Genomic DNA, 22,259 nt, shown 5'->3' with positions numbered 1-22,259 from the left:
AGAACCGCTCGGTATCCTTGCGCCATGACGACTCGTGGCGCGCTCGACCGGTTCTACAGCATCATCCCGGCCGGCGGGATCGGCTCCCGGCTGTGGCCGCTGTCCCGCGCGGACGCCCCGAAGTTCCTTCACGACCTCACGGGCTCCGGCCACACGCTGCTGCGCGACACCTGGGACCGGCTCTCGCCGATTTCGGGCGAGCAGCGCATCATGGTCGTCACCGGACGGGCGCACCGCGCCGCCGTGGAGGCGCAGCTGCCGACGCTGGCCGACGCCAACGTCGTCCTGGAGTCGGAGCCACGTGACTCCACCGCGGCGATCGGTCTGGCGGCGGCGATCCTGGAGCGCCGCGAGCCCGGGGTGATCGTCGGATCGTTCGCGGCCGACCACGTCATCCGCAATCAGCGGCTCTTCGGCGTCACTGTGAAGGAGGCCGTCGCGGCCGCCGACGAGGGCTACATCACCACCATCGGCATCAAGCCCACCGAGCCGGCGATCGGCTTCGGCTACATCCACTGCGGCGGCGCGCTCACCGTGAACGGCGCCCCGAGTGCCCTCGCCGTCGACTCCTTCGTCGAGAAGCCCGACCTCGCGACGGCCGAGCGCTACCTCGACAGCGACTCGTACCTGTGGAACGCCGGCATGTTCATCGCACGGGCCGACCGGCTGCTCGAGGAGATCGGGCGGTCGAAGCCGGAGCTGCTGGCCGGGCTGCTCGAGCTGGCGGCGGCCTGGGACGACCCCGCGACGCGCGGGCCCGCCGTCGACCGCATCTGGCCGAACCTCGAGAAGATCGCCATCGACTACGCTGTCGCCGAGCCCGCGGCCGCGGCCGGCCGGCTCGCCGTCATCCCCGGCTACTTCGACTGGGACGACGTCGGCGACTTCGCCTCCCTCTCCAAGCTCAACTCGGGAGGCCGCACCACCGACCTCGCGATCCTCGGCGCCGACGCGCGCGTGCTCGCCGACGCTTCCAGCGGCATCGTCGTCAGTCAGACGAAGCGGGTCATCAGCCTCATCGGGGTGAAGGACATCGTGATCGTCGACACGCCCGACGCGCTGCTGGTGACGACCACGGACAACGCGCAGCGCGTCAAGTCGGTGGTCGACGCACTCAAGGTCTCCGGGTCGACGGACGTGCTCTGAACGCGTTCGTCAGTCGACGACGGAAGGGCCGCTCTGCACGTCCCGCGCGATGCGGGAGATCTCCTCGTCGCTGAGCTGAATCCCCGCGTCGTCGAGGCGCTGACGGAGCGCCCGCTCGCTGTCCTCCAAGGGCAGCAGCTGCATGTCGGCGCGCATCTGCTCGACGATGCCGGCGATCTTCTCGCCACGCCCGGCCTCCAGGCTGCCGTCCATGATCGGTTCGTCCTGCGTCATAGGGCGGACGGTACGCCGCGCACCCGCCCGGTCAAGCGGTTCGCGCCCGGAGTTATCTCGACGTCGAGATAACCAAGGGCACCCTAAGCAGCGCGGAACCGGTACCCGGCATAGACTTGCCACGCGCTTCGTGCGCCTTCTTTCAGCGATCGCAACCAGGGAGGGTTGTTCGTGCCAGAGCAAGCGGCAGGGACCCTGCAACCGACGACATCGAGGCCGGGCGGCACGCTGTACCGCGGCCGGGAAGGCATGTGGTCGTGGGTGCTGCATCGCATCACCGGCGTCGCCATCTTCTTCTTCCTCCTCGTCCACATCCTCGACACCTCGCTCATCCGGGTCAGCCCGGAGGCGTACAACGCGGTGATCGGCACCTACAAGAACCCGATCATGGGATTCGGCGAGATGGCGCTGGTCGCAGCGATAATCTTCCACGCCTTCAACGGCATCCGGATCATCCTGATCGACTTCTGGAGCAAGGGCGTCAAGTACCAGAAGGTCATGTTCTGGATCGTCATCGCGCTCTGGGTCGTGCTGATGGCCGGTTTCGTGCCGACCCAGCTCATCCACATCTTCTCGGAGGTGAACTGACGTGACGACCATCGAGGCTCCGCGCACGCCGGCCCGCCCGGCCCGCAAGGGCGTCAATTGGGAGAAGTGGGGCTGGATCTACATGCGCGCCTCCGGCGTGCTGCTGGTCATCCTGATCTTCGGCCACCTGCTGATCAACCTCGTCCTGGGCGACGGCGTCAAGCAGATCGACTTCGCCTTCGTCGCCGGCAAGTACGCGACGCCGTTCTGGCAGGTCTGGGACCTGCTCATGCTCTGGCTCGCGCTCATCCACGGCGGCAACGGCATGCGCACGCTGGTCAACGACTACGCGCACAACCGCACGGTGAACCGCATCCTCAAGTGGGCGATCGCCGCGGCGGTCGTGGTGCTCGTCGTGCTCGGCACGCTCGTGATCTTCACCTTCGACCCGTGCCCGGCGGGCGCCCACGCGGCCGACCTGCCTTCGTTCTGCCCGGCCAAGTGACTGAGTGACGGAAAACAAGAGCTGTGACAACTGAAACCACTGAATCCACCGTCATCGACGGCGTCCACTATCACGAGTTCGACATCGTCATCGTCGGCGCCGGCGGCGCCGGCATGCGCGCCGCCATCGAGGCCGGCCCGCACGCGAAGACGGCGGTGATCTCGAAGCTCTACCCCACCCGCTCGCACACGGGCGCGGCGCAGGGCGGCATGGCCGCGGCGCTCGCGAACGTCGAGGAGGACAGCTGGGAGTGGCACACCTTCGACACCGTCAAGGGCGGCGACTACCTCGTCGACCAGGACGCCGCCGAGATCCTCGCCAAGGAGGCCATCGACGCGGTCATCGACCTCGAGAACATGGGCCTGCCGTTCAACCGCACGCCCGAGGGCAAGATCGACCAGCGCCGGTTCGGCGGCCACACCCGCGACCACGGCAAGGCGCCCGTGCGCCGCGCCTGCTACGCGGCCGACCGCACCGGCCACATGATCCTGCAGACGCTGTTCCAGAACTGCGTCAAGCTCGGCATCAACTTCTTCAACGAGTTCTACGTCCTCGACGTGATCATGAACGAGGTCGAAGGCGTCGAGCAGCCCGCGGGAGTCGTGGCCTACGAACTGGCGACCGGCGAGCTGCACGTCTTCCACTCGAAGGCGATCATCTTCGCGACCGGCGGCTTCGGCAAGATCTTCAAGACGACCTCCAACGCCCACACGCTCACGGGCGACGGCGTCGGCATCATCTGGCGCAAGCGACTGCCGCTGGAGGACATGGAGTTCTTCCAGTTCCACCCGACCGGCCTCGCCGGCCTCGGCATCCTCCTGACCGAGGGCGCCCGAGGCGAGGGCGCCATCCTCCGCAACGCCTCCGGCGAGCGGTTCATGGAGCGCTACGCCCCCACGATCAAAGACCTCGCACCGCGTGACATCGTCGCCCGCTGCATGGTGCAGGAGGTCGCGGAGGGTCGCGGCGCCGGCCCGCACAAGGACTACGTGCTCCTCGACTGCACCCACCTCGGCGCGGAGGTCCTGGAGACCAAACTCCCCGACATCACCGAGTTCGCCCGCACCTACCTGGGCGTCGATCCGGTCGTCGAGCCGGTGCCGGTCATGCCGACGGCGCACTACGCGATGGGCGGCATCCCGACCAACAACAACGCCGAGGTGCTGCGCGACAACACCACCGTCGTCCCCGGCCTGTATGCCGCCGGCGAGTGCGCGTGCGTCTCGGTGCACGGCTCCAACCGTCTCGGCACCAACTCGCTGCTCGACATCAACGTGTTCGGCAAGCGCGCAGGCAACAACGCGGTCGAGTACGTCAAGACGGCCACGGCCGTCCCGCTGCCCGAAGACCCCGCGGCCTTCGTGCGCGGCATGATCGACGGCCTGCGCAGCGGCACCGGCACCGAGCGGATCGCCGCGATCCGCAAGGAGCTGCAGGACGAGATGGACAAGAACGCCCAGGTGTTCCGCACCGACGAGTCGCTCGAGAAGGTGACGGGCACCATCCACGCCCTGCGCGAGCGCTACAAGAACATCGTCGTGCAAGACAAGGGCAAGCGCTTCAACACCGACCTCCTGGAGGCCGTCGAGCTGGGCTTCCTGCTCGACCTCGCCGAGGTGGTCGTCTTCTCGGCCCGCAACCGCAAGGAGTCCCGCGGCGGTCACATGCGCGACGACTTCCCGAAGCGCGACGACGAGAACTACATGCAGCACACGATGGCCTACCTCACCGGCGACCCGCACTCCGCCGACGCGGCAGACCACATCACGCTCGATTGGAAGCCGGTCGTCGTGACCCGCTACCAGCCGATGGAGAGGAAGTACTGATGTCCAGCGCCGTGCTCGAGACTCCCCCGGCCCCCGAGGCCCCGATCCAGTCGTTCACCGTGACGCTCATCATCCGCCGGTTCGACCCGGATGTCGACACGGAGCCGCGCTGGCAGGACTTCGACGTCGAGCTCTTCCCCACCGACCGCATCCTCGACGCGCTGCACAAGATCAAGTGGGAGCAGGACGGCTCGCTGACCTTCCGCCGCTCGTGCGCCCACGGCATCTGCGGCTCCGACGCGATGCGCATCAACGGCCGCAACCGGCTCGCCTGCAAGACGCTGATCAAAGACCTGGACATCTCCAAGCCGATCTACGTCGAGGCGATCAAGGGCCTCCCGCTCGAGAAGGACCTGATCGTCGACATGGAGCCGTTCTTCGCGAGCTACCGCGAGGTCCAGCCGTTCCTGGTCGCCAACTCGACTCCGGAGAAGGGCAAGGAGCGCGTGCAGTCGGTCGCCGACCGCGCCCGCTTCGACGACACCACCAAGTGCATCCTCTGCGCCGCGTGCACGTCGTCCTGCCCGGTCTTCTGGACCGACGGCCAGTACTTCGGCCCGGCTGCGATCGTCAATGCGCACCGCTTCATCTTCGACTCGCGCGACGACAACTCGCAGGTGCGCCTCGACATCCTCAACGACAAGGAGGGCGTGTGGCGCTGCCGCACGACCTTCAACTGCACCGACGCGTGCCCCCGTGGCATCCAGGTGACGCAGGCGATCGCCGAGGTCAAGCAGGCCATCATGCGCGGGAAGCGCTGACCGCTCCTCCAGAAGCGTCCGAGGGGCACGTCGTTGTCGCTTCTCCTCCCGAGAAGTGACAACGACGTGCCCCTCGATCCTTGTAGCGCCGGGTGAATACCGCGATCGCTAGGGTGTAGGCGTGGCCAAGAAGTCCCCGCGCCCGGACCCCGCCGGGAGCGCGCAACCGGATCCGGCGCTCCAGCGCGCCGAGGGCACGGTCGAGCCGGAGGAGACGCTGCGCGACCGCATCCTGGAGGCCGCCGAGCCGCTCAAGGAGCGCCTCGAGCGGCCCGTGGCCCGAGTGTCGCGGTGGGCCAAATGGGTCCAGCATCTGCGGCCCTACCGCGTCTACATCAACTATTCGCACTCCGACGGCAACCTGCGTGCAGCCGGCATGGGCTTCCAGTCGCTGTTCGCGATCTTCGCCGCGATCTGGCTCGGCTTCTCCGCCGCGAGCATCTGGCTGAGCGGCAATCCGCAGGTGTTCCATGCACTCGTCCAGATCATCAACCGCGCGGTGCCGGGCCTGATCTCGACCTCGACGTCGGTGGGCGCGATCAGCTCCGATCAGTTGGAGGCGGCCACGGGCTTCGGCTGGTACGGCATCATCGCCGCGATCGGTCTGCTCTGGACCGCCATCGGCTGGCTCTACTACACCCGGCAGGCCGTGCGGGCGGTCTTCGGACTGAGCCGCGACACCACCAACTACGTGCTCCAGAAGTTCCGGGATCTCTTCCTCGCGCTCGGCTTCGGGCTGGTGCTGATCATCTCGGCGCTGCTCACCATCCTCAGCACCCAGGCCCTCACCTTCCTGCTCGACCTGGCGGGTCTCAGCTCCGACTCGTTCTGGACGACCGCGGTGACCCGCTTCTCCGGCCTCCTGGTGTCGGTGATCCTGAACATCTTCACGCTCGGCGTGATGTTCCGCGTCATGGCGCGCGTCGCCATCCCCTGGCGGAACCTCTTCTTCGGCGTGCTGCTCGGCTCCCTGATACTGGCCGGCCTGAGCGCGTTGGGCGGCCTGTTCCTCGGCGCCGCGACGAAGAACCCGCTGCTGGCCTCCTTCGCCGTGTTCGTCGGTCTGTTGCTCTGGTTCAACCTCGTCTCCCGGGTGATTCTGCTGTCGGCGTCGTGGATCGCGGTCGGGATGTTCGACAGCGGCCTCTCCCCGCGGATGGTCACGCCGGAGCAGGCGGCCGCCGAGCGGGCCGCCGCGGAGTATGAGGCACGCGTGCTCGTGGCCAAGGCGGAGCTGCAGTCGGCCAGGGCCGACCTGGCGAAACGGAAGTTCCTCGCCCGGCTGCCGGCCCAGCGCCGGGTCGAGAAGGCCGAGCACCGGCTCAACGATCTGCTCGACGAGAGCAGCGTCGGCGCGCGCCGGTAGGCTGGAGGCATGCCCTCGAAACCCCTGCGCATCGCGACGGTCAACGTCAACGGCATCCGTGCCGCCTTCCGCAAGGGTATGGGCTCGTGGCTCGAGACGCGCGACGTCGACATCCTCGCGCTGCAAGAGGTACGCGCGTCGACCGAAGACCTCCAGGCTCTCCTCGGCGACGAGTGGGACATCGTGCACGACCCCGCGACCGCCAAGGGGCGCGCGGGCGTCGCGATCGCCAGCCGGCACCGGGCGCACATCCACCGGGTCGAGCTCGGCGCGGCGGAGTTCGACAGCGCCGGCCGCTGGCTCGAGGCCGACTACGAGATCGGTTCGAAGATCGTCACGGTGGTCAGCGCCTACGTGCACTCCGGCGAGGCCGGCACCGAGAAGCAGGACGCCAAGTACACCTTCCTCGACGCGATGGAGGCGCGACTGCCCGCGCTGCAGAAGCACAACCCGCTGGCGGTCGTCATGGGCGACCTCAACGTCGGGCACCGCACGCTCGACATCCGCAACTGGAAGGGCAACGTCAAGAAGGCCGGGTTCCTGCCGGAGGAGCGCTCCTACTTCGACCGCATCCTCGGCGCCGAGGGCGATGCGCGTTACAACGACGGCGCCGGTCTCGGCTGGGTCGACGTGGGGCGCAAGGCGGCCGGCGAGGTCGACGGCCCCTACACCTGGTGGTCGTGGCGCGGGCAGGCGTTCGACAACGACACCGGCTGGCGCATCGACTATCAGCTGGCCTCCCCTGCGCTCGCGGCGACGGTGAAGAGCTACGCCGTCGACCGCGCGGCGGCCTACGACGAGCGATGGTCCGATCACACCCCCGTGGTCGTCGACTACGCCATCTGAGCGCCCGCCCTCCTTCTGACTGAAAGCACTGATGATGAGCACACTTCCCCGCCTCTACTCCGGCATGCAGCCGTCGGCGGACTCCCTCCACCTCGGCAACTACATCGGCGCGCTCCTGCAGTGGAAAGACCTGCAGAGCAGCCACGACGCGTTCTTCTCGGTCGTAGACCTGCACGCGATCACCGTCGCGCAAGACCCCGCGGAGCTGCGCGAGAAGACCCGCCGCACGGCCGCGCAGTACATCGCCGCCGGCATCGACCCCTCGGCCTCCACCCTGTACGTGCAGTCGCACGTGCCGGCGCACGCCCAGCTGGCGTGGGTGCTCAACACGATCACCGGGTTCGGCGAGGCGTCGCGCATGACGCAGTTCAAAGACAAATCGGCCAAGCAGGGCAGCGACGCCACCTCGGTCGGGCTCTTCGCCTATCCGGTACTGATGGCCGCCGACATCCTCCTGTACGACGCGGAGGTGGTACCGGTCGGCGACGACCAGCGCCAGCACGTCGAGCTGACGCGCGACCTGGCCGAGCGCTTCAACAGCCGCTTCGGCGAGACCTTCGTCGTGCCGCAGGCGATGATCCTCAAGGACGGCGCGCGCGTCTACGACCTCCAGAACCCGGAGTCGAAGATGTCCAAGTCGGCCGAGTCGGGAGCCGGGATCGTCTGGCTGCTCGACGAGCCCGACGTGACCCGCAAGAAGATCATGCGCGCCGTCACCGACACCGACGGGGTGGTGTCGTTCGATCGCGCGGGCAAGCCGGGCATCTCCAACCTGCTCAGCATCTACTCGGCGCTCACCGGCCGGTCGGTGGAGGACATCGAGCTCGACTACGACGGCAAGGGCTACGGCGACTTCAAGAAGGGTCTCGTGGAGGTCGTGGTCGAGACGTTCGGCCCGGTGCGCGAGCGCGCGCTCGACCTGCTCTCCGACCCGGCGGAGCTCGACCGCATCCTCGCCGGCAACGCCGCGCGCGCAGAAGAGGTGGCCGAGCGCACGCTGGCCAAGGCGTACAACGCAGTCGGCCTGCTGCGGCGGACACGCTGATGCCCGGGGCGCCGAGGGAGCTGGCCGGTGGGCCGCTGATCCTGTCGGCGCCCGGAGCCGGCGACATCGACCGCATCGCAGAGCTCTGCCGCGATCCGGACGTCGCCGCCTGGACCACTGTGCCCACCCCGTACGAACGGACGCACGCCGAGGGCTTCGTCACGCGTGTCGTCCCCGACGGGTGGACCAGCGGCCGAGAGTGCACGTGGGCCCTCCGCGAGGCCTCGACGGACGTGCTCTACGGCATGATCGGCCTGCACCACATCGACGACGGCGAAGGCGAGATCGGGTTCTGGCTGTCCGCGGGGGCGCGGGGCCGCGGCTGGATGACGGCAGCGGTGCAGTTGGTGCTCGACTTCGGCTTCGCCGCGCCTCCCGAGGGACTGGGGCTCGAGCGGATCGTGTGGCACGCCTTCGCCGGAAACGCCGCGAGCGCGGCGGTCGCCCGCCGCGCCGGCTTCCAATGGGAGGGCGTAGCCCGGCTGGGCGTCGCGCACCGCGGCGTTCGTCGCGACGACTGGCAGGCGGCTCTGCTCGCGGCCGATCCGCGCGAGGCGCGGACCGACTGGCCGGCCTTCACCTCGGTGCAGGTGCCGGTGTGACGCGAACCCGGGTCGTGCTCTTCGACCTCGACGACACGCTGTTCGCACACCGGGCCGCGGTCTCGACGGGCATCCAGCATTACGCCGCCCAGCTCGGCGAGCCGTACGGCACGATGGCGGCCGTCGACCTGGTCGCGCTCTGGCACGACCTGGAGGAGCAGCACTACCACTCCTACCTCGCCGGTCGCCTGGACTTCGAAGGCCAGCGACAGGCGCGGGCGCGCGACTTCGCCGCACGGCACGGGGTCGTACTCGGCGACACGGAGGCCAGCGCGTGGTTCTCCGACTACTTCGAGCACTACGTCGCCGCCTGGTCGCTGCACCACGACGCTCTCCGCTGCCTCGACGCGCTCGAGGCGGCGATCCCTGGCGTGCGGTTCGGCCTCATCACGAACGGCGACCTGGCGTTCCAGCGCCGCAAAGTCGAGGCGGTCGGCCTCGACGCGCGGATGGAGCACCTGATCGCCTCGGGCGAGGTGGGCGTGGCCAAGCCGGACGCCCGCATCTTCGAGGAGGGATGCTCCGCGTTCGGGGTGCTCCCCGACGAGGCGGTGTACGTGGGCGACCGGCTGCGCACGGACGCCATCGGCGCCGCGCGTGCCGGTCTGACCGGCGTCTGGCTGAACCGTCGCGGCGACGTGCCGTCGGCCGACGACGCCGCCGAAGCCACCGCCGTCGGCGTGATCGAGCTCACCTCCCTCGACGACCTGCCTGCTGCGCTCGGGAATCGCTCGCTCGGGAGCCGGCAGAGTACGCCGAGCTGACGACGCGGCTCAGTTGCCCTTCGTGCAGGTCTGCTGCGCGGCGGTCTGGCCGGTGACGTCCGTCGGGAGGCTGACCGCCGACGAAGTCGGGGCCGGCGTGGAACCGGCCGCGGTGCTCCCGCCGGGGGTCGCGGTCGGGGCGGAGGTCGCGGTCGGGCCGGGCGTCGCCGTCGGTGCCGGCGTCGCCGACTCCGTGCCGGAGCCGGTCGTGCCCGTGAGCACGACGGGCGTGTCCGTCGTCAGCGCCTGCTTGAGGGCGTCGACGCCGGTCGGTTCCGGCACGACGCGATTGCTGTCGCCCGGGTCGGTCATCGACGGGTACTGCACGAAGACGAAGTCGCTGAGCGGCACGCTCTTCAGCGCCAGGCCGATCGAGACCATCGTCGTCGGGGAGTCCAGCGTGTCCGACAGGGTCAGGTTTGAGGTCGCGGCCTTCGCCAGGGTGTAGAGGGTCAGCGGGTTCGTCAGCACGCCCGCGCTGGTCACCGTGCGCAGCAATGACGACAGGAAGAGCTGCTGGTTGCTGATCCGGCCCAGGTCGCTGCCGTCGCCGACGCCGTGACGGCTGCGCACGAAGGCGAGGGCCTGCGAGCCGACGAGCGTCTGCTGCCCGGCGGGCAGGTTCAGTCCCACGTAGGGATCGGTGAGCGGCGTCGCGAGGCACACCGGCACGCCTCCCACCGCGTTGGACATCGCGACGACGCCGTCGAAGCTGATCTCTGCGGCGTACGGGATGCTGAGGCCGGTGAGCGCCTCCGCCGTCAGCACGACGCACGAAAGACCTCCCGTCGACAGCGTGGTGTTGAACTGCGCGCTGTCCTGGGCGGACGTGGAACCGCCTCCCGACGTCGGGCAGGACGGGATCGGCACCATCAGGTCGCGCGGGATGCTGATCACGGTCGCGTGCTGGTGATCGGCCGAGAGGTGCAGGACCATCGTGACGTCGTTGTTGCCCGCGCCCGAGCTGCCGGCGAGCTCCTCGGACGTCGAGAACTGACCGCCCTGATCCGTGCGTGTGTCCGTGCCGGCGAGCAGGATGTTGACCTCCCCCGACTCGGCGCCGACGGTGGGCGGTGTGACGGACTTGCCGGACGCCGACACGAGGTGGATGGCCGGCTTGAGGGAGCGCACCGTGTCCTGCACCGCGTACGCGGCGACGCCGCCGACGGCGAGCAGCAGAACGGCGACGGTGGAGGCGAGCAGCCGCGCCAGCGGACCGCGCGCACGGCGCACGGGGAGCCGGCCGTGCCGCACCGGGACCGGCCGCACGACGGAAGAATGCCTCATACGGGCACGCTAAACGATCATTCTTTGCGAATCCTTTTCCACGGATGAGGAAACCGGAAGGCACGGACACCGGAACCGCAGCACGCACGAGCGCCGCCCGGCGGAAGCCGGACGGCGCTCGGTGGAACTGCGTGGAGACTACTTCACGTCGTCGTCGACCCAGTCGAACGTCTTCGTGACGGCCTTCTTCCACAGGCGCAGCTGTCGGTCGCGCTCGGCGGCGTCCATGTCCGGCGTCCAGCGGCGGTCCTCCTGCCAGTTCTTGCGCAGGTCGTCGAGGTCGCTCCAGAAGCCGACGGCGAGGCCCGCGGCGTAGGCGGCGCCGAGCGCCGTCGTCTCCGCGACGACCGGCCGCACGACCGGGACGCCCAGGATGTCGGCCTGGAACTGCATGAGGGTGTTGTTGGCGATCATTCCGCCGTCCACCTTCAGCTCGGACAGCTCGACACCGGAGTCGGCGTTGACCGCGTCCAGCACCTCGCGGGTCTGGAAGGCCGTGGCCTCCAGCACCGCACGGGCGATGTGACCCTTGTTGACGTAGCGCGTGAGGCCCACGAGGGCGCCTCGCGCGTCCGCCCGCCAGTACGGCGCGAACAGCCCGGAGAACGCCGGCACGAAGTACGCGCCGCCGTTGTCTTCGACGGTCTTCGCCAGGTCCTCGATCTCGGGGGCGCTGGAGATGATGCCGAGGTTGTCGCGCAGCCACTGCACCAGCGATCCGGTGACGGCGATCGAGCCCTCCAGGGCGTAGTGCGGCTTGGCATCGCCCAGCTTGTAGCCGAGCGTCGTCAGGAGGCCGTTCTTGGAGTGGACGATCTCCTCACCCGTGTTGAAGATGAGGAAGTTGCCGGTGCCGTAGGTGTTCTTGGACTCGCCCGTGTCGAACGCGGCCTGGCCGAACGTGGCGGCCTGCTGGTCACCGAGGATGCCCGCGACGGGCACCTCGCGCAGCAGGCTCGACGACTCGACCGTGCCGTACACCTCGGAGGAGCTCTTGATCTCCGGGAGCATCGACTTCGGGACGCCGAACGCCTCGAGGATGTCGTCGCGCCAGGTGAGCGTCTCGAGGTCCATGAACATGGTGCGCGAGGCGTTGGTCACGTCGGTGGCGTGCACACCGCCGTCGGGTCCGCCGGTCAGGTTCCAGAGCACCCACGCGTCGGTGTTGCCGAAGAGCAGCTCACCGCGGTCGGCGCGCTCGCGGGCGCCCTCCACGTTCTCGAGGATCCAGGCGATCTTGGTGCCGGAGAAGTAGGTGGCCAGCGGGAGGCCGACGACCTGCTTGAACCGCTCCACTCCGCCGTCCGCGGCGAGGCGGTCGACGATCGGCTGGGTGCGGGTGTCTTGCCAGACGATGGCGTTGTAGACGGGCTCTCCGGTGTTCTTGTCCCACACCACCGCGGTCTCGCGCTGGTTGGTGATACCCACCGCCGCGATGTCGTGGCGGGTCAAGTCGGCCTTCGACAGCGCCTGCCCGATGACCTCGCGGGTGTTGTTCCAGATCTCCTTCGGGTCGTGCTCGACCCACCCGGCCTTGGGGAAGATCTGCTCGTGCTCCAGCTGTCCAGTCGAGACGATCGACCCGGACTTGTCGAAGATGATCGCCCGGGTGCTCGTGGTGCCCTGGTCGATAGCGACGACGTAGTCGGCCATAAGGTAACTCCTTTGTTCTTTGGGGGTGGGACTGAAGAGGGCCGGTCGGGGTCTCCCCCGGCCGGCCCCCGGGTGTTACTTGGTGAGGATCGGAAGCAGCAGCAGTGCGAGCCAGCCGGCGAGCAGGCCACCGATGATCGGCCCGACCACGGGGACCCACGAGTAGGACCAGTCGCTGGATCCCTTGCCCTTGATCGGCAGGAACGCGTGTGCGATGCGCGGGCCGAGGTCACGAGCCGGGTTGATGGCGTAGCCGGTCGGACCACCGAGGCTGGCGCCGATGCCGATCACCAGGAGGGCGACGGGCAGTGCGCCGAGCGCGGCGAGCCCGGCCGCTGCTCCGGGCTGGTGGCCGAAGGCGATCACGACGAAGACCAGCACGAAGGTGCCGATGATCTCGGTGACCAGGTTCCAGGCGTAGCTGCGGATGGCAGGACCGGTGGAGAAGACGCCGAGCTTGTTGCCCGGGTCCGGCTCCTCGTCGAAGTGCTTCTTGTACGCCAGGAACGTCAGCACGGCGCCGATGATGGCACCGACCAGTTGAGCCAGAATGTACAGGATCACTGTCACGAAGTTGACCGGGACCAGTGTGTGCGCGGCAGCGCTGCCGAACGCCTTGGCCCCGTTCGCCACCAGACCGAGCGTCACCGCCGGGTTGAGGTGCGCACCGGAGTTGTAGGCGACCACCACGCCGGAGAACACCGCGATGCCCCAGCCGATGTTCACCATCAGGAACCCGCCGTTGAAGCCCTTGTTCTTGATGAGGGCGACGTTCGCGACCACACCAGTACCGAGAAGCACCAGCATTGCGGTTCCGCACAACTCTGACAGGAAATCAATACCGATATTGTCCACGTTGACCTTCCAATTGTTCAGTTGACCCGCACCCTGTTGTGCGTTGAGTGTCCTCACAGGGTGGGCCATTGAACGCTATTGCCGTAAGGCCCACCCGGGCAAGGACCGTGTTATGCACGTTCGTGCATTATCGGAGCGCCGCGGCTTCGCTCCCGTCCCCCGACTCCAGGTTCACCCGGTGGGCGGCTGCCAGTTCCGCTTGGAACGCATCTTCCTCCTCCGACCGACGATTTGGCGACCATCCGAGGGCGTTTGCGACGATTTCGCCGATCTCGTGGATCAGGGCGACCGAGATCGCACCGGTGAAGGCGAGGCTGGTGCGGCGCAGGAAGACGTCCGAGAGGTGGGCGACGTGCTCGGCGCGGACGAGGTGGTCGATCTCGGCACGGGAGTACGACGGTGCGGCCGCCAGCGGCGCGTCGTCGCCGTCCCAGCCCGCGATGGCGTCGATGACGAAGGTCGCCTTCGTGCCGTAGCGGTTCAGCAGCACAGCCGCCCGCTCGGCGCCGACATCTGCGCCGTATCGGGCGATCCAGTCGCGCTCGGCCTGCTGCGTCGTCGGGAAGCCGGCGCCGCCACCGATCGGGAGGCCGAGCGTCTGCACCGTGCGGGTCATGCCCAGCGCCTCCAGAGCCTCGTTCGCGAGGTGCTCGCTGAGGGCGCGGAACGTGGTCCACTTGCCGCCGACCAGGCTGAGCACGGTCGTGCTGCCGAGCCCGGGCACCGTGCCGGGCACGATACGGTAGTCACGCGATACGAAGCCGGGTGCGGTGTCGTCGTGGTGCGGCAGCGGACGGACGCCGGAGAAGCTGTAGACGATCTGCTCGCGGGTCACCGGGATCGTTGGGAAAACGTGCGAGACCAGTTCGATGAAATAGTCGATCTCGTCCTCGGTGATGACCGCGGGCACCGACATGTCGGCCTCGAGGTCGGTCGTGCCGACCATGACGCGGCCCTTGAGCGGGTAGATGAGGACGATGCGGCCGTCGTTGTTCTCGAAGAACATCTCGCGGCCGCGGCAGGCTTCGAGCAGTTCGGGATTGTCGAGCACGATGTGCGACCCCTTGGTGCCGCCCATGTAGCGGGTGGTCTCGCCGAGCGCGGCGTTGGTGAGATCGGTCCACGGCCCGGAGGCGTTGACCACGACATCGGCGGCGATGGTGAACTCCTCGCCGGTCTCGCGGTCGCGCACCAGCACGCCGCCGTCGCGGGCGCCGACGGCCTCCAGATAATTGGCGGCACGGGCGTGCGGGCCGGCGGCGAGGCCATCGGCGAGCACGTCGAGCGCGAGCCGCTCCGGGTCGTGCACGGAGGCGTCGAAGTAGGTGGCCGTGTACTTGAGGCCCGGGTTGAGCTGCGGCAGCTCCTCCAGCGAGCGCTTGCGCCCGTGGAAGCTGTGCCGCGGGACCGAGCCGCCGTCGCGCGAGAATGCGTCGTAGATCGTGAGGCCGGTCTTGATGAGGAAGGCGCCGCGCTCCTTCGGCTTGCCCTGCTTGTGGGTGAGGAAGCGCAACGGAGCGGCGAGGATGCCCGAGAAGGTCGAGTAGATCGGGATGGTGGTCTGCAGCGGCTTGACGTAGTGCGGCGCGATCTTCAGCAGGCCGTTGCGCTCGGTCACCGACTCCTTCACGAGACGGAACTCGCCGTTCTCGAGGTAGCGGATGCCGCCGTGGATCATGTGGCTGGAGGCGGCAGAGGCGCCGGAGACGAAGTCGCTGCGCTCGACGAGCACGACGTCGACGCCCTGCAGAGCGAGGTCGCGGAAGGTGCCGAGGCCGTTGATGCCGCCACCGACGATGACGACCTGGGCATTGGGGCGCTCGCGCAGCAGCTGGATCTCGGCGCGGGTGTTCGACTTCGTCGTCACTTCGGACTCCTGGTTTCTTCTGTACGGCTGTAGGTGCAGCTATAGTCTTCGATGCCGGTACAACTTCGATCAAGCCGAATGCACATACGTGCAGCGCCCTGTCATCCCAAAAGACGGAGTACCCGAGAAGGCGAGCACCCGATGCCCGAGTCAGACACCCAGAACCTCCCCGAGAAGGTCCGCGACGCGCTCAAGGCCGGGCACCTGTATTACATGCAGGACCTGACGATGGAGGCCATCGCGCACGAGATGCACACCTCGCGGTCCAGCGTCTCCCGGCTTCTCTCCTACGCCCGGGCCTCCGGGCTGGTCACGATCCAGATCGCCCAGCCCCACGAAGGCGCCACCCGCGTTCAGCAGGAGCTGCACTCCCGATACGGCATCGGCGCACACATCGTGCCCATGCCGACCGCCATCAGCGACGTCGACCGGCTCGAGCGAGTCGCCATCTCGGCTGCACGGATTCTCGACCGCTTCATCGACTCCAACACCACCGTGGGCATCGCCTGGGGGTCGACGATGAGCGCCCTGAGCCGCCACCTCATCCCCAAGGACCTGCACAACGTCGAGTTCGTGCAGCTCAACGGAGCGGGCAACACGTACACCACCGGCGTGCTCTACGCCTCCGAGATCCTGCGGCGGTTCGGCGACACCTACTCCGGGACCATCCAGGAGTTCCCCGTTCCCGCGCTCTTCGACGACCCGCAGACGAAGGTGGCGATGTGGCGCGAGCGCAGCACCCGCCGCATCCTCGACATCCAGGAGCGCATGGACGTCGCGATCTTCGGGCTCGGCTCCCCCTTCTCGGAGGTGCGCTCGCACGTGTACGCCGGCGGCTACCTCGACACGGCCGACTACGCCTCCCTGGACGAATCGGGTGTCGTCGGCGACGTCGCCACGGTGTTCTTCCGCGCGGACGGCAGCCACCACGGCATCCCGCTGAACGAGCGGGCCAGCGGGCCGGACATCGACCTGATCAAGCGGGTGCCGCGGCGCGTGTGCATCGTGTCGGGTCCGTCGAAGGTGCACAGTCTGCGCGGCGCCCTGGCCGCCGGGCTCATCACCGACCTGATCGTGGACGAGGGCACCGCGCGCGCCCTGGTCGACCTCGTCGAGCCGCAGGAGCCCGTGGCCGACGCCGCCTGATCGCCGAAGGCGTCACAGAGCGTCGGGAATAGAGCGCAGCAGTACGCGTTGATCTAGACTCGACAACAGAAAAACGTGCTCCGGGGTCGGTGAGAGTCCGAACCGGCGGTGAGAGTCCGCGAGCGGGAGGCCCAGCCTCCTGCTGAGCCGGTGGAATTCCGGCACCGACGGTAATGCGTGCAGGCGAGAGCCTGGGCGCTCAGTCCGGATGGGAGGCGCACGTCTTGCGGTCGGCGACGGCCGCGAGCGAATGCGAGCGTTCCGCTCCAGCGACCCCGGCATCACGTCTCACGGCATGAGAGACAGGACGACGCCCGGATGACCCGGACTGGAGAATGGGATGCGGCGATGCGCACGGCGCTCCGCCTCGCCGAGGGCGGCCCGGCCACGGGCGTGAACCCCCGGGTCGGATGCGTCATCCTCGACGCCGAGGGGCGCACGATCGCCGAGGGCTTCCACCGCGGAGCAGGCACGGCGCACGCCGAGGTCGACGCGCTCAGCGCCCTGCCCGAGGGCGCGGCCCACGGAGCAACCGCCGTCGTCACTCTCGAACCGTGCAACCACTGGGGGCTCACCGGCCCCTGCTCGGAGGCGCTCATCGCGGCGGGCGTCGCGCAGGTCGTCTACGCGGTCGCCGACCCCGGGCGTCACTCATCCGGCGGGGCCGACCGGCTCCGGGAGGCCGGCGTCGCCGTGACGGGAGGCGTGCTCGCCGACGAGGCCGAGGCGTTCCTCGACGACTGGCTCACCGCCGCGCGACTCGGCCGCCCCTACATCACCGTGAAGTGGGCGAGCACGCTCGACGGACGCGCTGCGGCCGCCGACGGCACCAGTCGCTGGATCACCGGCGCTGCCGCCCGCCAGCGTGTGCACGAGCAGCGGGAGGCCTCCGACGCGATCGTCGTCGGCACCGGCACCGTGCTCGCCGACGACCCCAGCCTGACCGCCCGCGGCGACGCCGGCGAACTGCTCGCGACGCAACCGACCCCCGTCGTCGTCGGCACGCGCGCCGTTCCCAACGACGCTGCGATCTTCCGCCACCCCAACCCCGTGATCTTCGAAGGCACGCACGACCTCCACGAGGTCGTCGCCGATCTGCGCCAGCGCGGCTTCCGTCGGGTGTACGTCGAGGGCGGCCCGACGCTCGTGAGCGCGTTCGTGGCGGCCGGCCTGGTCGACGAGTACGCCATCTACCTCGCCCCGTCGCTGCTCGGCGGCCCGCGCCTCGCGATCGGCGACATCGGCGTCGCGACCATCGGCGATCAGCGGCGGCTGCGCATCCTCGACGTCGAACGGCTCGGCGGCGACCTGTACCTGCGGGCCGTGCCCGTCCCGACCCCCACGACCGCTCACCAGAGCGGCACCACCCACCAGGAGGGCTGACCGTGTTCACCGGAATCATCGAAGAGCTGGGCGAGATCACCGGCGTCGAGCGTGTCGCGGACGCCGCGAGGATCACCGTCCGCGGGCCTCTCGCGGTCAGCGACGCCGCACACGGCGACTCCATCTCGGTCAGCGGCGTCTGCCTCACCGTGATCGGGCAGGACGCCGAGAGCTTCACCGCCGACGTGATGGCAGAGACGCTCGCGATGAGCACCCTCGACGACGTCCAGCCCGGACGCCGTGTGAACCTCGAGCGCGCAGCGCAGGTCGGCGACCGGCTCGGCGGCCACATCGTGCAGGGCCACATCGATGGCACCGCGACCGTTCTCTCGGTGGAGGACGGCAGCGCGTGGCGCGTCGTGCGGCTCAGCCTCGACCCGGAGCACGCGCCGCTGGTCGCGCGCAAGGGCTCGATCGCGATCGACGGCGTCTCGCTCACCGTCAGCGAGGTCGGCGGCGGACGCGAGGACGGCTGGTTCGAGGTGTCGCTCATCCCGGAGACGCTGACCGCCACCACGCTGGGCGACCGCGTCCCCGGCGACCGCGTGAACATCGAGACCGACATCCTGGCACGGCACGTCGAGCGGATGCTCGCCCTGGAGCCGTCGCTGACCGAACGGCAGACGCTGACAGAACGGAGTGCGTCATGACCCTCGCCACCATCCCAGAGGCCCTCACCGAGCTGCGAGCGGGGCGACCCGTCATCGTGGTCGACAACGAGAGCCGCGAGAACGAGGGCGACGTGGTCATCGCCGCCGAGCTCGCCAGCCAGGAGTGGATCGCCTGGACGGTCAAGAACTCGTCCGGCTTCATCTGTTCGCCGATGACGAACGAGATCGCCGACCGCCTCGAGCTCCCGGTGATGGTCGCGAACAACGAGGACGCCCGCGGAACGAATTACACGGTGAGCGTCGATGCGGCGAACCGGCTCTCGACGGGTATCAGCGCGGCCGACCGCGCCCACACGCTGCGGGTGCTCGCCGACGCAGAGTCCGTCCCGGCGAGCCTGCACCGGCCCGGTCACATCCTGCCGCTGCGCGCGGTGGACGGCGGGGTGCGCGAGCGCGACGGCCACACCGAGGCGGCGGTGGACCTCCTGAAGCTCGCCGGCCTCACCCCGGTCGGCGCGATCTCCGAGATCGTCGCCGACGACGGCGAGATGATGCGGCTCCCCGGGCTGCTCGAGCTCGGCGAGCGCGAGGGCGTCCTGGTGATCACCATCGAGGCGCTGATCGCGTACCTGCAGGAGTTCCACTGCGACCAGCAGCTCGCCTCCCCCGCGCCGATCCCCGAGTCGTCGCGCGTCATCTTCGAGGTGGAGACCACGGTGCCGACGGTCAACGGCTCATTCCGGATGCGCGCCTACCGCGACCGCATGACCGGCGCCGACCACGTCGCCATCGTCTCGGGCCACCCGAGCGCCGAGGGCACCCTCGTGCGCGTGCACTCCGAGTGCCTGACCGGTGAGGCGTTCGGCTCGCTGAAATGCGAGTGCGGGCCGCAGCTCGACGCGGCGCTGGCCACCATCCAGCGCGAGGGCGGCGTCGTCGTCTACCTGCGCGGCCACGAGGGCCGGGGCATCGGCCTGATCAACAAGCTGCGCGCCTACAAGCTGCAGGAGGACGGCCTCGACACTCTCGACGCCAACCTGGCACTCGGCCTGCCGATCGACGCCCGCGACTACGGTGCGGCAACGGCCATCCTGCAAGACCTGGGGATCGAGTCGGTGCGACTGCTGACCAACAACCCCGAGAAGGTGCGCCAGCTGGAGGAGCACGGCATCGCCGTCGACGAGCGGGTGCCGCTCGTCGTGGGTGTCGGCGTCTTCAACGAGGGCTACCTGGAGACCAAGCGCGACCGCATGGGTCACGTGATCGACGACATCGACCCGGACGACGGGTCGGACGGCACGGCTGCGGTGGCAGCGGAGAGGACAGCACGATGAGCGGAGCGGGAGCCCCGAAGACGACGGAGGCCGTGGACGGCCGCGGACTGAAGGTCGTGATCGTCGCGGGCGCCTGGCACGAGCTGATCGCCGACGGCCTGATCGCCGGGGCGACCAGGACGCTGGAGGCCGCGGGGGCGGACTACTCACTGGTGCGGGTTCCCGGCAGCTTCGAGCTCCCCGTCGTCAGCAAGGCGGCCCTCGAGGCCGGCGCCGACGCGGTGGTCGCCCTCGGCGTGATCATCCGCGGCGGAACCCCGCACTTCGAGTACGTGTCGGCGGCCGCGACCGACGGCCTGACCCGCGTCGCGCTCGACACCGGCAAGCCGGTGGGCTTCGGCGTGCTCACGCTCGACGACGAGGCCCAGGGCATCGACCGGGCCGGCCTCCCCGGCTCGAAGGAGGACAAGGGCGAGGAGGCCGCGCACGCGGCGCTCGCCACGGCCGTCGCGCTGCGCGAACTGCGCGGCTGAGGCCCGGCTGGTGGTCTGGAGGCTACGGCTTCCAGACCATCAGCACCACCACGGCGACCAGCAGCAGGCTGGCGACACCCGAGCCGGCGGCGATGGCGGGGTATTTCGAGGGCGCTGCCTCCGAGCCCTGGCCGCCGCGGATCGCCTCCGCGGCCCGGCGCATCGTCGGCACCACCAGGAACAGCGTCAGCGCGAGCGCGACGACATACAGGATGATCGACCACAGGATCCACGGCGTCGTGACCGACAGGTCGTATTTCTTGTCGGCCAGCCCCATCACGCCGAAGCCGAAGAACACCACGAGCAGCGACAGCAGCGAGATCAGGTTCGTCGACTTGGCCAGGACCTCGACCTGCCCGGCGTTGCCGGCGCGGACGGCGCGCATCGCCGTCATCGGGAGGATGGCCATCGGCCCGACGATGAACACGGCGGACACGACATGCAGCACGGCGAAGAGGGTTTCCATGCCCTCAGCCTAGCGATCGCCCGATTCGGCCGACTCACTGCGGGCGCATAGGGTGGAAGGGCGCCACAAGCGCCCCCGTCATTGCCACCGCCCGCGCGACGCCCGACCGACGCCCACGCTCTGCGGCTCTTCGTCACGTCACCGGAAGTTCTTCACGCATGTCCACGACGGCCTCCGTCATCCCCTCCGCCGCGCCCGCCAACACGCGCGGCCGTGTCATCCTCGCCAGCCTCATCGGCACCTCCATCGAGTTCTACGACTTCTACGTCTACGCCACCGCTGCGGTCCTGGTCTTCCCCGCACTGTTCTTCACCAACGAGGACCCGACCACCGCGCTGCTCTCGTCGTTCGCCGTATTCGGCGTCGCGTTCATCGCCCGTCCGGTCGGCTCGATCCTGTTCGGCCACTTCGGCGACCGCCTCGGCCGCAAGGGCACCCTCGTCGGCTCGCTGCTGACGATGGGCATCGCCACCGTCCTGATCGGCTGCCTCCCGACCGCGCAGGTGCCCGGCTGGGAGTTCTGGGCGCCCTTCCTCCTCGTCGTCATGCGCTTCTGCCAGGGCCTCGGCCTGGGCGGGGAGTGGAGCGGCGCCGCGCTGCTCGCCACCGAGAACGCGCCGAAGGGCAAGCGCGCGATCTACGGGACGTTCCCGCAGCTCGGCGCGCCGATCGGCTTCATCGTGGCGAACCTGCTGTTCCTCGTGCTGAGCCTCACGATCAGCGCCGACCAGTTCTCCGCCTGGGGCTGGAGGATCCCGTTCCTGCTGAGCGCGGTGCTGGTCATCGTGGGCCTCTACGTGCGGCTCAAGCTGGTGGAGACCCCGGCCTTCCAGAAGGTGGTCGACACCGGCGAGGTGGCCAAGCTGCCGATCGCGCGGGTGTTCCGCACCAGCTGGCGGCAGATCGTGCTCGGCACGTTCATCATGCTCGCGACCTACGTGCTGTTCTATCTGATGACCGCGTTCACGCTCACGTACGGCACCGCCGCCGCGACTCCGGAAGCCGCGCGGGCGGCGGCCGAGAAGGCCGGAAAGACCTTCGACCCCGGAGCGTTCGTCGCCGGTCTCGGCTACTCGCGCAACGCGTTCCTGGTGATGCTCATCGTCGGTGTCGTGTTCTTCGGCGTCTTCACGCTCGTCGCGGGTCCGCTCGCCGAGCGGTTCGGGAGGCGCAAGACGCTGATCTGGGTGACGATCGGGATCATCGTCTTCGGCCTCCTCTTCGTGCCGCTGTTCGCGGGCGGGACGGTCGGCGCGATGGCGCTCCTCATCGTCGGGTTCACCCTGATGGGCCTGACGTTCGGCCCCATGGGCGCGGAGCTGCCGGAGCTGTTCCCGACCAATGTGCGTTACACCGGCTCCGCGGTCGCCTACAACCTGTCGAGCGTGCTCGGCGCGGCGGTCGCGCCGACGATCGCGGTCTGGCTGTGGACGATCGGCGGGGGCAGCACGGTGTGGGTGGGCGTCTACCTGTCGCTCGCCGGCGTGCTCACGCTCATCGCCCTCCTGCTCTCGAAGGAGACGCGAGACGTCGACTTCGCCGACAACGTGAGCTGAGCAGG

At 69.1% G+C, this 22,259-nt stretch carries 22 protein-coding genes and 1 riboswitch; of the genes, 16 read left to right on the top strand and 6 right to left on the bottom strand.

Annotation, left to right across the window (positions count from 1 at the left end):
• Positions 1–24 precede the first annotated feature (24 nt).
• Entirely contained in the window at positions 25–1,146 is a 1,122-nt protein-coding gene (locus AC0HS0_RS11975) for a mannose-1-phosphate guanylyltransferase (RefSeq protein WP_472964249.1), read from the top strand.
• 9 nt (positions 1,147–1,155) lie between these two features.
• Here the strand turns inward: AC0HS0_RS11975 and AC0HS0_RS11970 are convergent, their stop codons facing one another.
• A complete protein-coding gene (locus AC0HS0_RS11970; protein WP_472964248.1) occupies positions 1,156–1,380 on the bottom strand; it encodes a hypothetical protein in 225 nt (74 codons plus the stop codon).
• A 195-nt stretch (positions 1,381–1,575) separates the two neighbouring features.
• Between AC0HS0_RS11970 and sdhC the strand changes: the two genes are divergently transcribed.
• The 9 genes from sdhC to AC0HS0_RS11925 all read left to right on the top strand — a co-directional run bounded on the left by sdhC (position 1,576) and on the right by AC0HS0_RS11925 (position 9,623).
• Positions 1,576–1,968 carry a succinate dehydrogenase, cytochrome b556 subunit gene (sdhC, locus tag AC0HS0_RS11965; protein WP_472964588.1) on the top strand — a complete coding sequence of 131 codons (393 nt, stop codon included), beginning with the start codon at positions 1,576–1,578 and terminating at the stop codon, positions 1,966–1,968.
• 1 nt (position 1,969) lies between these two features.
• Positions 1,970–2,413 carry a succinate dehydrogenase hydrophobic membrane anchor subunit gene (locus AC0HS0_RS11960; RefSeq protein ID WP_472964247.1) on the top strand — a complete coding sequence of 148 codons (444 nt, stop codon included), beginning with the start codon at positions 1,970–1,972 and terminating at the stop codon, positions 2,411–2,413.
• A 23-nt stretch (positions 2,414–2,436) separates the two neighbouring features.
• Positions 2,437–4,239 carry a succinate dehydrogenase flavoprotein subunit gene (gene sdhA, locus AC0HS0_RS11955; RefSeq protein WP_472964246.1) on the top strand — a complete coding sequence of 601 codons (1,803 nt, stop codon included), beginning with the start codon at positions 2,437–2,439 and terminating at the stop codon, positions 4,237–4,239.
• Positions 4,239–5,000, top strand: coding sequence for a succinate dehydrogenase iron-sulfur subunit (locus tag AC0HS0_RS11950; protein WP_472964245.1), 762 nt, complete (start codon positions 4,239–4,241; stop codon positions 4,998–5,000). Before sdhA ends, AC0HS0_RS11950 begins: the two co-directional genes overlap by 1 nt.
• 121 nt (positions 5,001–5,121) lie before the next feature.
• Complete coding sequence (locus AC0HS0_RS11945; protein ID WP_472964244.1) at positions 5,122–6,366, top strand: YihY/virulence factor BrkB family protein; 1,245 nt, start codon at positions 5,122–5,124, stop codon at positions 6,364–6,366.
• Positions 6,367–6,375: 9 nt separating this feature from the next.
• Positions 6,376–7,212, top strand: coding sequence for an exodeoxyribonuclease III (locus AC0HS0_RS11940; protein ID WP_472964243.1), 837 nt, complete (start codon positions 6,376–6,378; stop codon positions 7,210–7,212).
• Positions 7,213–7,246: 34 nt separating this feature from the next.
• Positions 7,247–8,257 (top strand): tryptophan--tRNA ligase, encoded by a 1,011-nt coding sequence (gene trpS / locus AC0HS0_RS11935; protein ID WP_472964242.1) that lies wholly within the window; start codon positions 7,247–7,249, stop codon positions 8,255–8,257.
• Positions 8,257–8,859 carry a GNAT family N-acetyltransferase gene (locus AC0HS0_RS11930; RefSeq protein ID WP_472964241.1) on the top strand — a complete coding sequence of 201 codons (603 nt, stop codon included), beginning with the start codon at positions 8,257–8,259 and terminating at the stop codon, positions 8,857–8,859. Before trpS ends, AC0HS0_RS11930 begins: the two co-directional genes overlap by 1 nt.
• Complete coding sequence (locus AC0HS0_RS11925) at positions 8,856–9,623, top strand: HAD family hydrolase (RefSeq protein WP_472964240.1); 768 nt, start codon at positions 8,856–8,858, stop codon at positions 9,621–9,623. The genes AC0HS0_RS11930 and AC0HS0_RS11925 overlap by 4 nt, the downstream gene beginning before the upstream one ends.
• Before the next feature lie 9 nt (positions 9,624–9,632).
• On the opposite strand, the gene AC0HS0_RS11920 is transcribed toward AC0HS0_RS11925, so the two are convergent.
• The 4 genes from AC0HS0_RS11920 to AC0HS0_RS11905 form a co-directional block, all read right to left on the bottom strand.
• Complete coding sequence (locus tag AC0HS0_RS11920) at positions 9,633–10,910, bottom strand: LCP family protein (RefSeq protein ID WP_472964239.1); 1,278 nt, start codon at positions 10,908–10,910, stop codon at positions 9,633–9,635.
• A 138-nt stretch (positions 10,911–11,048) separates the two neighbouring features.
• The gene (gene glpK, locus AC0HS0_RS11915; RefSeq protein WP_472964238.1) at positions 11,049–12,563 is read right to left on the bottom strand and encodes a glycerol kinase GlpK; all 1,515 of its coding nucleotides are present in this window, start codon (positions 12,561–12,563) and stop codon (positions 11,049–11,051) included.
• A 75-nt stretch (positions 12,564–12,638) separates the two neighbouring features.
• Positions 12,639–13,370: an MIP/aquaporin family protein gene (locus tag AC0HS0_RS11910; RefSeq protein WP_472964237.1), complete on the bottom strand. Its 732-nt coding sequence runs from the start codon at positions 13,368–13,370 to the stop codon at positions 12,639–12,641.
• 175 nt (positions 13,371–13,545) lie between these two features.
• On the bottom strand, positions 13,546–15,285 hold the full coding sequence (locus AC0HS0_RS11905) for a glycerol-3-phosphate dehydrogenase/oxidase (RefSeq protein ID WP_472964236.1): 1,740 nt from the start codon (positions 15,283–15,285) through the stop codon (positions 13,546–13,548).
• A gap of 141 nt (positions 15,286–15,426) precedes the next feature.
• On the opposite strand from AC0HS0_RS11905, the gene AC0HS0_RS11900 reads away from it, so the two are divergent.
• From AC0HS0_RS11900 to ribH, 5 genes are all read left to right on the top strand, one after another.
• On the top strand, positions 15,427–16,431 hold the full coding sequence (locus AC0HS0_RS11900) for a sugar-binding transcriptional regulator (RefSeq protein ID WP_472964235.1): 1,005 nt from the start codon (positions 15,427–15,429) through the stop codon (positions 16,429–16,431).
• A 72-nt stretch (positions 16,432–16,503) separates the two neighbouring features.
• Positions 16,504–16,655: riboswitch (FMN riboswitch) on the top strand.
• A 94-nt stretch (positions 16,656–16,749) separates the two neighbouring features.
• A complete protein-coding gene (ribD, locus tag AC0HS0_RS11895; RefSeq protein WP_472964234.1) occupies positions 16,750–17,814 on the top strand; it encodes a bifunctional diaminohydroxyphosphoribosylaminopyrimidine deaminase/5-amino-6-(5-phosphoribosylamino)uracil reductase RibD in 1,065 nt (354 codons plus the stop codon).
• Positions 17,815–17,816: 2 nt separating this feature from the next.
• On the top strand, positions 17,817–18,464 hold the full coding sequence (locus AC0HS0_RS11890; protein ID WP_472964233.1) for a riboflavin synthase: 648 nt from the start codon (positions 17,817–17,819) through the stop codon (positions 18,462–18,464).
• Positions 18,461–19,759 carry a GTP cyclohydrolase II gene (gene ribA, locus AC0HS0_RS11885; protein WP_472964232.1) on the top strand — a complete coding sequence of 433 codons (1,299 nt, stop codon included), beginning with the start codon at positions 18,461–18,463 and terminating at the stop codon, positions 19,757–19,759. Before AC0HS0_RS11890 ends, ribA begins: the two co-directional genes overlap by 4 nt.
• Positions 19,756–20,232 (top strand): 6,7-dimethyl-8-ribityllumazine synthase, encoded by a 477-nt coding sequence (ribH, locus tag AC0HS0_RS11880; RefSeq protein WP_472964231.1) that lies wholly within the window; start codon positions 19,756–19,758, stop codon positions 20,230–20,232. Before ribA ends, ribH begins: the two co-directional genes overlap by 4 nt.
• A 22-nt stretch (positions 20,233–20,254) precedes the next feature.
• Here ribH and AC0HS0_RS11875 read toward each other — a convergent pair whose 3' ends face one another.
• The gene (locus tag AC0HS0_RS11875) at positions 20,255–20,698 is read right to left on the bottom strand and encodes a DUF2269 family protein (protein WP_472964230.1); all 444 of its coding nucleotides are present in this window, start codon (positions 20,696–20,698) and stop codon (positions 20,255–20,257) included.
• Between the two features lie 158 nt (positions 20,699–20,856).
• Between AC0HS0_RS11875 and AC0HS0_RS11870 the strand changes: the two genes are divergently transcribed.
• Positions 20,857–22,254, top strand: a complete 1,398-nt coding sequence (locus tag AC0HS0_RS11870) for an MFS transporter (protein WP_472964229.1) — start codon at positions 20,857–20,859, stop codon at positions 22,252–22,254.
• Positions 22,255–22,259: the final 5 nt, after the last annotated feature.

It is taken from the genome of Leifsonia sp. PARNA 1/14, assembly GCF_055720965.1.
This window is presented reverse-complemented; position numbering and strand designations above follow the sequence as displayed.

Bases quoted from the DNA above. Each gene is read 5' to 3' on its own strand.
- glpK (WP_472964238.1), bottom strand. From the start codon at position 12,563: ATGGCCGACTACGTCGTCGCTATCGACCAGGGCACCACGAGCACCCGG.
- AC0HS0_RS11870 (WP_472964229.1), top strand. From the start codon at position 20,857: ATGTCCACGACGGCCTCCGTCATCCCCTCCGCCGCGCCCGCCAACACG.
- AC0HS0_RS11900 (WP_472964235.1), top strand. From the start codon at position 15,427: ATGCCCGAGTCAGACACCCAGAACCTCCCCGAGAAGGTCCGCGACGCG.
- AC0HS0_RS11910 (WP_472964237.1), bottom strand. From the start codon at position 13,370: ATGCTGGTGCTTCTCGGTACTGGTGTGGTCGCGAACGTCGCCCTCATC.
- ribA (WP_472964232.1), top strand. From the start codon at position 18,461: ATGACCCTCGCCACCATCCCAGAGGCCCTCACCGAGCTGCGAGCGGGG.
- AC0HS0_RS11950 (WP_472964245.1), top strand. From the start codon at position 4,239: ATGTCCAGCGCCGTGCTCGAGACTCCCCCGGCCCCCGAGGCCCCGATC.
- AC0HS0_RS11930 (WP_472964241.1), top strand. From the start codon at position 8,257: ATGCCCGGGGCGCCGAGGGAGCTGGCCGGTGGGCCGCTGATCCTGTCG.
- AC0HS0_RS11875 (WP_472964230.1), bottom strand. From the start codon at position 20,698: ATGGAAACCCTCTTCGCCGTGCTGCATGTCGTGTCCGCCGTGTTCATC.
- AC0HS0_RS11970 (WP_472964248.1), bottom strand. From the start codon at position 1,380: ATGACGCAGGACGAACCGATCATGGACGGCAGCCTGGAGGCCGGGCGT.
- AC0HS0_RS11975 (WP_472964249.1), top strand. From the start codon at position 25: ATGACGACTCGTGGCGCGCTCGACCGGTTCTACAGCATCATCCCGGCC.
- ribH (WP_472964231.1), top strand. From the start codon at position 19,756: ATGAGCGGAGCGGGAGCCCCGAAGACGACGGAGGCCGTGGACGGCCGC.
- AC0HS0_RS11920 (WP_472964239.1), bottom strand. From the start codon at position 10,910: ATGAGGCATTCTTCCGTCGTGCGGCCGGTCCCGGTGCGGCACGGCCGG.
- ribD (WP_472964234.1), top strand. From the start codon at position 16,750: ATGACCCGGACTGGAGAATGGGATGCGGCGATGCGCACGGCGCTCCGC.
- AC0HS0_RS11940 (WP_472964243.1), top strand. From the start codon at position 6,376: ATGCCCTCGAAACCCCTGCGCATCGCGACGGTCAACGTCAACGGCATC.
- trpS (WP_472964242.1), top strand. From the start codon at position 7,247: ATGAGCACACTTCCCCGCCTCTACTCCGGCATGCAGCCGTCGGCGGAC.